Genomic DNA, 9,037 nt, shown 5'->3' with positions numbered 1-9,037 from the left:
GCGAGTCAACCGCGACCGAATTGGCGCGCGCAGAAAGCGCGCCGACAGCCCTCGCGTTACTGCTGGTTTCGCCCGATTTTCAAAGGAGATAGCGCAATGGTCAGCCGTCGGGATTTTCTGTGGTGCGCAGGCGTCGGCGCGGGCGCAATGCTCGTCGCGCCCCGTATCGCGTTTGCATCGGTGGCGACGGAGCGTCGCTTCGTGTTCGTCATCCAGCGCGGCGCCGCCGATGGCCTGAACATCATCGTGCCCTACGCCGACCCGGCCTACGCGAGCTTGCGTGGACCTTTGGCCATCGATCCTGCATCGGCGACAAAACTCGACGGCACCTTCGCGCTGCATCCGTCGCTCGTCGAAACCGCGAAAATGTACGCGGCCGGCCACGCGCTCTTTGTGCAGGCCGTGGCATCGCCGTATCGTGACCGTTCGCATTTCGATGGCCAGAACGTGCTCGAAACCGGTGGCCCGGCGCCGTACCGGACCAAGGATGGCTGGCTCAATCGCCTCGTTACGATGCTGCCGGCGGCGCACGCCAATGCGATCGCTTTTGCGCCGACGGTTCCGCTCGCGCTGCGCGGTCCCGCCGATGTCACGTCGTACGCCCCATCGGCATTGCCCCAAGCGCCCGACGACCTGCTCCTGCGCGTCTCGCAACTCTATGCCGGCGATCCCCAATTGCACGCACTCTGGACCTCGGCGATGCAAGCACGCGGTCTCGCTTCGGACGCCGTCGCGCGCCAGGATCCCGCGAGTCTGGGCAAGCTGGCGGCGGGTTTCCTAAGCCGCGAAGACGGTCCGCGCATCGCAATGATCGAGACCGGCGGCTGGGACACGCATAGCGCGCAAAACCAGCGGCTCGGCGCGCAATTGAAGGCGCTCGACACGATGATGGCGTCCATGCGTGACGGGCTCGGGGAACATTGGGCCAACACCACCGTTCTGGTGGCGACCGAATTTGGCCGCACGGCTGCGGCGAACGGAACGGGCGGCACTGATCACGGCACGGCTTCGGCGGCCATGCTGCTGGGCGGCGCGGTGCAAGGCGGTCGTGTGCTTGCCGACTGGCCGGGGCTGTCAGCCTCGGCGCTGTATCAAGGGCGGGATTTACGGCCGACACTTGGGCTGGACAGTCTTATTGCGAGTGTGGCGAGTGAAGCATTCGGGCTAGATCCGGCACAAGCCGGGCGGCAGCTATTTGCAGGAACGCCCACGACGCGAATGTCAACGCGTTTGCTACGCACTTAGAGTCACCAGCGGGATTAGAAATCCCGCTGGTGACTGGCTCAAGTGCCTCTCAGGCTCTGCCTTTGTTTCGTGCTTTATTTCGTATTTGTTATTGTTTTATTACGCATTCTCACTTTCAACGCAAATTCACTACGCCGTGTGATTTTGTGCATCCGGCTGCGTCATGAATTCCAGTTGCTCAAGTAATCGGCCGATGCGTTGCTGTTGAACGGCCACGAGATTGTTCTCTTTCATCAGTTCGTGAACACGCGCTGTCCAATATTCGGGATTCATGCAGCTATCGGTTCCCAACGCGTTGCGTCCAAGCACCCAATGAACCATACGTTCGATGTGATCAATCTGTGTATCCGCTAAACTTGCGGGTCGCAGGCCAGCGGGACTAGGGGCTAAGGATTTCGTTGGAACACTCATTGCAGCTCTCTCGTCGACTTTGCCAAGGCGCGCTCAGGAAGTCTCTGTGATCTTGTTATAGGTACGGTCGTCAAACGTTTCGCTTATCGACTCGCCCCTGTCGCGGTGGCGCACAAACTAAATAACTTCGGGAAATTGCCGTAAATACGTGTCTGGCAACCCATTCCTACCCGATCGGTAACGATGAAGGTGTCGTTGAACGGAGGATATCGCAAGGTTTTTGAGCGGCTTTACCGTGCGTCTCAGTTCCAACGAATCCAACGAATAATTTGAAGCGGGCTTCGCCGCTATTGTTCATGCCATTTATTACCGAAAAATTAATGTCTGTTGCCAGCCCTTCCGATTCCTTCGCTCAGGGCACCAGCTCCGGTAGTGGCATTGTCCGCAGCCACTTCAGCACGCATGGAAAATCGGTGAACAAGCAAATGCTGGCGTGGCGTGAGCGGGTCGGACATGTAGTCGATGTCCCGCCATCGCAAGCGCAGATCGACAACGGCTTCCATGGCAGCATCGACCGGTACACCGTCGGCGAACTGATTTTCACCGATGCCCGCACCGACGCGACCATTCTCGAGCGCAGCCTCGCCCGAATCTCCACTGACCGGCGCCGCGACTATGTTTTCCACATTTACAAGGAAGGCAGTGTTGGCAATGTGACGGGCATTCGAAAGAAGCGAAGCGAGCACGCTCCTCCGGCTCACGGAATCGCCGTATTGGACCTGAACCAGACCTTTCGCGTCGAGCGCCCGGAATGTCATGTGCTAAGCCTGTTCGTGCCGAAGGCGACGGTCGACGCCGCATTTCCCGACGCCGACTCCATCCATGGCCGCGTCGCGGAGTTCGGTACGCCGCTGACCCGCATCGTCGTTGATCACGCCACCGCCTTGGCCCGTGAATTACCTCTGATGAATGCCGCGGACGCCGCTGGCGCGCTCGATGCAGGCGCGCAACTCCTGGTCGCTGCGTTTCGCAAACAGACACGGCTGACCGGCGAAGCCCGCGCGGCCGTGCAAGTTGCGTTGCTGGGTCAGGTGCGGCGTTTTATCGATGCCAACCTGCATCACGCCGATCTCTCGCCCGCGAGCGTTGTGGATGCGTTGCAACTGAAGCGCGCGACGATTTATCGCTGGTTCGAGCATGAAGGTGGGCTTGGCGCGTACATCCGCAATCGGCGGCTGCGGGAAGCGGCCGATGAACTCGTGCGCTTTCCGCACCTTCAGGTCATTGAAATCGCGTTCGGGCTGGGGTTCAAGAGTGCGTCCGACTTCACGCGGGCGTTTCGTCGCGCATACGGCATGAGTCCGCAGGACGTGCGGGTGAAGACGGCCGAGTTGCAGCGCGAGGGCCGCTGATACGGGCGTGAGGTTGCCTATGCCGGCGCGCCGGCCGGAAACCTGTACAAACCAAACAGTGTAGTGGCAATCGCCCCGAGCAGGTACCACGCCGGCATCATCGCGTCGTGGGTCAGCCCAATCAACCACGCCACGATCAGCGGTGAGAACCCGCCGAAGATCGTCACGCCAAAGCTATAGATAACCGACATTGCCGCCGCACGATACGCCCGGGGAAACGCCTCCATGATCAGCACCGAACTGGCGCCGGCGTTGTTCAACGCTAGCGCGACATACCCCAGGATAATAAATAACGCGGCAATATCGCCGACACCGTGCGTAAGCGCGAGAAACGCCGGGTAGGTCACGACCAGACAACTTACAAGCGTCACGTACTGGATCGGCTTGCGGCTCGCGTGCCTATCCGCGATATGGCCAAGCAGCGGCGTCGCCACCAGGATCACCAGGCCCGAAAAACTGGCAGTCAGCAAGCTGATGGCAGCCGGCCGATGCAAGGTCATGATGAGATAGCTCGGCATATAGAACACCGTGATATAGATGCTCACCGACGGCGCCGCCATCATTAGGATGCCGTATAAAATCTGCCGCGGATAGCGCGCAAACAGACCCGCGGGGCGCGGCCGCTCGCCGCCGTCAAACGCGACCCCCGGCATGTGGCGACGCAGATACCATCCCACCGGCCCGATAAAGCCGCCAAAAACAAAGGGCACCCGCCAGCCCCAATCGTGCATTGAGGCGGCCGAAAGCGTGGTTGTCAGGCCGGCGCCGATCAGCGCAGCCGCGAAAGCCGCCACGCCCTGGCTCGCACCTCGCCAGCTCACTAGAGAACAACGTCGCGCGGGTCCGGCCGACTCCATCAGTGACGCCGACGCCGGCCCGATCTCCCCACCCGATGCGAGCCCTTGCAACAGTCTTGCAAGCACCATCAGGACCGTTGCGGCAACCCCGATCGATGCATAGGTCGGCACGCAGGCAATCAGCCACGTGCTCAGTGTCATTAACCCAAGGGACGCGGTAAGGCCCGCTTTGCGCCCCCGGCTGTCGGCAATATGGCCGATGATCATCGCGCCGACCGGGCGCATCACGAAACCCGCGCCGAAGGTGGCGAGCGAGAGAAGCAGGGACGCCGACGGGTTGTGCGAGGGGAAAAACAGCTTGCCGATGATCACGGCCGAAAAGCTGTAGACAGTGAAGTCGTACGCGATGAACCCGTTCCCAATCACGGTTGCCACAATGATGCGCGTCAGGTTCGCGCCGGGTGCGCGTTTCGGGTCTGTTGCAGTCGTCTGCATGTCGCCGCTTAGAGTTGTCTTCTGCCGTTGTTGCGCGAGCACCCGCCTTCGGGTCTCGACACCGCGAGACTATACAGAGGATTGCTGGTCGCCGCCAAGGACGGTTAATGCTCTAATCTGATATCCGCCCACCGAACGCAGGATCAAAAGCATGACCCCAGACAGCACAGCAACCGGCATCAGGATCGTCGATTTCAAAGACACGAAAGTGGCAGCCTTCGAACATCACGGCGACCCGCAGCGGATCGGCGATTCAATCCGAAAGCTAATCGAGTGGCGCAAGGAGCACCAGCTGCCGCCCAAGATCAGTGCGACGTTCAACATCGTCTACAACAGTCACACCGGTAAGAACCCCGAGGACTTTCGCGTCGATTTGTGCGCGTCGACGGAACGGGATGTTGCGCCCAACGCTTTTGGTATCGTGGCGAAAATCATTCCGGGAGGCCGTTGCGCCGTCCTTCGCCACGTTGGCTCCGACGACACGCTTGGGCAAACGATCCGCACGCTGTATCAACAATGGCTGCCGCAAAGCGGCGAAGCATTGCGCGACTACCCGCTGTATTTCCAGCGTGTCGTGTTCTTTCCGGAAGTGCCTGAGGACGAAGCGATCACCGACATCTTCCTGCCGATAAAGTGACCGGGCCACGTTGGGTTCATGGGCGCGAGCCAAGCGTTTCGCACCGTCTGTTCCGTGCCCGACGAAGCGGTAAGGGAGAAGCCGAGGTATTTCGAGGAAGGGTAGTTCGGGGAGTGTGTTGGCAGCGTAGCGCGCAATCGCGCCCTTGCCAGCTTCCGATACCGCGCCATAGACCGCGCGGCAGGAGCGCCTGCGCGGAAGGAACCTCCGCGCAGGCTTGCAACAATAACGTTAATGCGCCAGGAACGAGCGCAATTTTTCCGAACGGCTCGGGTGCACGAGCTTACGCATTGCCTTGCTTTCGATCTGGCGAATCCGCTCGCGGGTCACGTCGAACTGCTTACCCACTTCTTCGAGCGTGTGATCCGAGACCGTATCGATACCAAAGCGCATTCTCAACACCTTCGCTTCGCGCGGTGACAGCGAGTCGAGCGCGTCCTTGATCGCCAGACGCATGTCGGCGTGCATCGCGGAATCGGCGGGCGACTGCGCTGCCGAATCTTCCACCATGTCGCCGAGCGTGGTGTCGCCGTCTTCGCCCAAAGGCGTTTCAAGCGATACGGGTTGCCGCGCGATCTTCAGGATGCTTCGAACCTTGTCTTCCGACAGGTCCAACCGCACAGCCAGGACGGACGGATGCGCTTCCTGCCCGGTCTGCTGAAGAATCTCGCGCGACACGCGGTTCAACTTGTTGATGGTTTCGATCATGTGGACCGGCACACGAATCGTCCGGCCCTGATCGGCCAGCGAACGCGTCACGGCCTGACGAACCCACCACGTTGCGTACGTCGAGAACTTCCAGCCACGCCGGTATTCGAACTTATCCACCGCTTTCATCAAGCCGATATTGCCCTCCTGGATCAGGTCCAGGAAGTGCATGCCACGGTTGACGTACTTCTTTGCGATCGAAATCACCAGGCGCAGATTCGCCTCGGTCATTTCGCGCTTCGCCTGGCGCATCTTGTGTTCAGCCGACGTCATTTGGCGGTTCAACACTTTCAACTGAGCCAGCGGCAGCATCAGGCCCGCTTCAATTTCGATCAACTTTTGCTGTTCGGCCTGGATTGCCGGCTCGCTTCGTTCAAGCGACTTGCCGAACACATCCGACGTGGCCGCGTGACGCGCGGTCCAGCCAAGATCCGTCTCATGTCCCGGGAACACCGCGACGAAAGTTTCGCGCGGCATGCCGGATACGTCGACAGCAATCTTCAGGATACGACGCTCGATCACGCGCACTTGCTCAACTTGCTCGTGGACGTGCGCGCACAGCCGGTCGATCGAGCGTGCCGCAAAACGCAGGGGCGACAAGTCTTGCTGGATCTGTTCCTGTACGTTCGCCCAGTCGATGTCCGACGGCTTGTTGCTCAGTGCGGCTGCACGGAATGCGTCGAACTGGTCGCGCACCTTCGTGAAGAGCGGCATGCAGTCGTTCAGCAACTGGTTGAGGCGCGCGGCGTTCGCACGCGTGGCCTGCTCTTCCGCACCTTCGCCGTCTTCACCGGCGTCGTCGTCCTCGGACGCGAGCTCGACTTCGTCCGGCTCCGCCGCGCTGTCCGCCACCACTGGGTCGTCCGGCAAGCTGAGGTCCTTGAAGCCGTCGACGAGTTCGTCGATGCGCAATTCACCCGCCACAACCCGGTCCACGGTTTCGAGCAGCATGGCCACAGTCGCCGGGCACGTCACGGCGGCGTGAATCATCTCGCCCAAACCGTCTTCGATACGCTTGGCGATTTCGATCTCGCCCGCACGCGTCAACAGCTCGGTGCTGCCCATTTCGCGCATGTACATACGCACGGGATCGGTCGTACGGCCAAATTCCGAGTCGACAGTCGCGAGCGTGACTTCTGCTTCTTCGTCCGATTGTTCGTCCGATACGGCGGTCGGCGCCTGATCGTTCAGCAAGAGGGTTTCCGAATCCGGAGCCTCTTCGTACACGGCCACGCCCATGTCGCGGAACGTGCTGACGATCGTTTCAATCGCCGACGTCTGCGCGAAGTTGCCGGGCAGGTGGTCGTTGATTTCGGCGTGCGTCAGGAAGCCTTGCTGCTTGCCGAGCTGGATCAACGCGCGCATCTGGCGCTGGCGTTCTTCGATTTGCTCGGTCGATCCGGCGGCGTCGTAACTTGCCGCTTCACGTGAAATTGCATCCGATGCGGCGCGGCGGCCCTTCGGTTTCTTCGGCGTTGCGCCGTTGCCGGCTGCTGAATTATCGCGATCAAAACTTGCCATACATCTCCTCGACAGGTTCGCCCTGCGGTGGCAAGCCAGTACACAGGCGGTTAGACACGTACGCTGCGCTAGCCGGGCGGCCAGCACATCACATTCACCTACTTGATGCTTGAATCGCCTTATTCAAGCCATTCGTCATCAAGCAATTCGTAAAGCCAAAACTCAAGCGAATCTGCAGGTTTTCGACGCGACCGTGCTAACGAGCGCTTAAAGGCGCGGCCCGACAGTGTATAGCAATTTGCTTGCATTAGCACGTGTGCGATTGCAAAAAACTCGGGGTATGCGTCAATTTTCTCGTCTGCGCACCATTTTGGGGCTTAAGACGCCGTCAAGCGATTGCAAACGAGGTAAAGCATGAGATCTGGGAAATATTTACCGTTCGACGAACGTCGCGACCGGCGAGCGGACGATAAAGAATTAATCTTTACATGCAACCTTTTGGTTGCATAATAAGTTGATGGACACCGACGCCGTTTTCAGCGCCCTCGCCGACGCCACGCGACGCAACTTGCTGGACAGCCTGCATGCGAACAACGGACAAACGCTGACTGAGTTGTGCACACACTCGGCTTTGTCGCGCCAGGCGGTCAGCAAGCACCTGGCCATTCTGGAAGACTCGAACCTGGTCGTCACGGTTTGGCGAGGTCGAGACAAACTGCACTACCTCAACCCGGTGCCGATCAACGAAATAGCGGACCGCTGGATCGGGAAATTCGAACGGCATCGCCTGAGAGCGCTTGTCGACCTGAAACGAGCCCTGGAAGGAGACGGCGATGGACCCTGAACAATTCGTCTATGTCAGCTATATCCGCACCACGCCCGAAAAGCTTTGGAACGCGCTGCTGAAGCCCGAGTTCACGCGCCAATACTGGTTTGGATCGTGGCAGGAATCCGCGTGGGAGCGCGGATCGCCCTGGCGCCTGTTCGCGCCCGATGGCCGTACGACGGACGCGGGCGAAGTGCTTGAGATCGATCCACCACGGCGGCTGGTGCTGGCGTGGAGAAATGAGCTCAGTGAGGCCGCGCGCGCCGAAGGTGTGACGCATGCGACGTTCGAGCTCGAACAGGATGGCGACATCGTCAAGCTGACCGTCACGCACGATACGCCGGTACGAGGCTTGATGCTCGAAGGGGTATCGAAGGGATGGCCGCACATTCTGTCCAGCCTGAAAACGCTGCTGGAAACGGGCCATGCTTTGCCCGGCACGGATCGCTGGCCCTGGGGCAATGGCAGCGAATGATGAGCGCGCCAGCTAAGGTCGGCGCAACCACGGCGACCCCGAAGCCCACGCTCCGCGCTTCGCCGGGGGTCGCACTCAAGTCTTCTCACGCGATCCACCTCACTCAAGCCGCCTTGCTCTGCACATCCTGTTCGACCCAGATCCGGCTATCGGGAAACCAGAACGCGTCGGGGCGCGGCGGTGAGGCAAGCTTCACCGGCAGCGAGGGCTCGAATATCTTCGACCATGCCGACAGATACGACGGCGTCTTCACGAGGTATCCGCATTTGGAAAGCAGCAAGCTTGAAAGGAGCGCCTCGCGACCGATTTCGAGCCCGGGATAGCCGCTGAAATGAACGGGCACGCCGCCGTTCGCGAGCAATTTCGCAGGGGCGACTTTAATCGGCTTCCCGAAACGCCAGGCGGTGAAAAAGTCGATGAATGCGGGTTCGTCGCTCGACACGAAGATGTCGGTCAGCCCAGGATTCTCGTCGAGCGTCGCTTGCACGAGTTGGCAGAACTCGGTCCACGAAAGCGGGACGGCTTCGAGCTTTTTGTCGGTGCCCCTGTAGTGAACGCCGAGGGTCGACCGGCTGATGTCGAGCCGCTTGCAGATCGCGACGACTTCTTCGGTAACGTGCGTTGCCGGCC

Annotated in this window: 8 protein-coding genes and 1 pseudogene; 5 read left to right on the top strand and 4 right to left on the bottom strand. The window is 60.4% G+C overall.

Features of this window, described 5'->3' with window-relative positions; all coding sequences use genetic code 11:
* Positions 1 to 96: 96 nt before the first annotated feature.
* Complete coding sequence (locus WCA53_RS31520; RefSeq protein WP_423920892.1) at positions 97 to 1,245, top strand: DUF1501 domain-containing protein; 1,149 nt, start codon at positions 97 to 99, stop codon at positions 1,243 to 1,245.
* Between the two features lie 129 nt (positions 1,246 to 1,374).
* Here the strand turns inward: WCA53_RS31520 and WCA53_RS31515 are convergent, their stop codons facing one another.
* Positions 1,375 to 1,518: a hypothetical protein gene (locus WCA53_RS31515; RefSeq protein WP_423920887.1), complete on the bottom strand. Its 144-nt coding sequence runs from the start codon at positions 1,516 to 1,518 to the stop codon at positions 1,375 to 1,377.
* 551 nt (positions 1,519 to 2,069) lie between these two features.
* Between WCA53_RS31515 and WCA53_RS31510 the strand changes: the two genes are divergently transcribed.
* Positions 2,070 to 3,008, top strand: a complete 939-nt coding sequence (locus tag WCA53_RS31510; protein WP_423920884.1) for a helix-turn-helix transcriptional regulator — start codon at positions 2,070 to 2,072, stop codon at positions 3,006 to 3,008.
* 17 nt (positions 3,009 to 3,025) lie between these two features.
* Here the strand turns inward: WCA53_RS31510 and WCA53_RS31505 are convergent, their stop codons facing one another.
* A complete protein-coding gene (locus WCA53_RS31505; RefSeq protein ID WP_423920881.1) occupies positions 3,026 to 4,300 on the bottom strand; it encodes an MFS transporter in 1,275 nt (424 codons plus the stop codon).
* 151 nt (positions 4,301 to 4,451) lie between these two features.
* Between WCA53_RS31505 and WCA53_RS31500 the strand changes: the two genes are divergently transcribed.
* Entirely contained in the window at positions 4,452 to 4,937 is a 486-nt protein-coding gene (locus tag WCA53_RS31500) for an AraC family transcriptional regulator (RefSeq protein ID WP_423920878.1), read from the top strand.
* Positions 4,938 to 5,168: 231 nt separating this feature from the next.
* On the opposite strand, the gene rpoD is transcribed toward WCA53_RS31500, so the two are convergent.
* Positions 5,169 to 7,166 (bottom strand): RNA polymerase sigma factor RpoD, encoded by a 1,998-nt coding sequence (gene rpoD / locus WCA53_RS31495; RefSeq protein ID WP_423920875.1) that lies wholly within the window; start codon positions 7,164 to 7,166, stop codon positions 5,169 to 5,171.
* Positions 7,167 to 7,623: 457 nt separating this feature from the next.
* Here rpoD and WCA53_RS31490 point away from each other — a divergent pair, with 457 nt between their 5' ends.
* Together WCA53_RS31490 and WCA53_RS31485 are read left to right on the top strand one after the other, a co-directional pair.
* The gene (locus WCA53_RS31490) at positions 7,624 to 7,950 is read left to right on the top strand and encodes an ArsR/SmtB family transcription factor (protein ID WP_423920869.1); all 327 of its coding nucleotides are present in this window, start codon (positions 7,624 to 7,626) and stop codon (positions 7,948 to 7,950) included.
* Complete coding sequence (locus WCA53_RS31485; RefSeq protein WP_423920865.1) at positions 7,940 to 8,407, top strand: SRPBCC family protein; 468 nt, start codon at positions 7,940 to 7,942, stop codon at positions 8,405 to 8,407. Before WCA53_RS31490 ends, WCA53_RS31485 begins: the two co-directional genes overlap by 11 nt.
* A gap of 103 nt (positions 8,408 to 8,510) precedes the next feature.
* On the opposite strand, the pseudogene WCA53_RS31480 reads toward WCA53_RS31485, so the two are convergent.
* A pseudogene (locus WCA53_RS31480) lies at positions 8,511 to 9,037 on the bottom strand (hypothetical protein); the annotation flags it as partial.

This window comes from Caballeronia sp. (assembly GCF_049581465.1).
Classification (GTDB): Bacteria; Pseudomonadota; Gammaproteobacteria; order Burkholderiales; family Burkholderiaceae; genus Caballeronia.
Note: the sequence above shows the minus strand (reverse complement) of the source record. Positions and strands in the feature narration are given on the sequence as shown.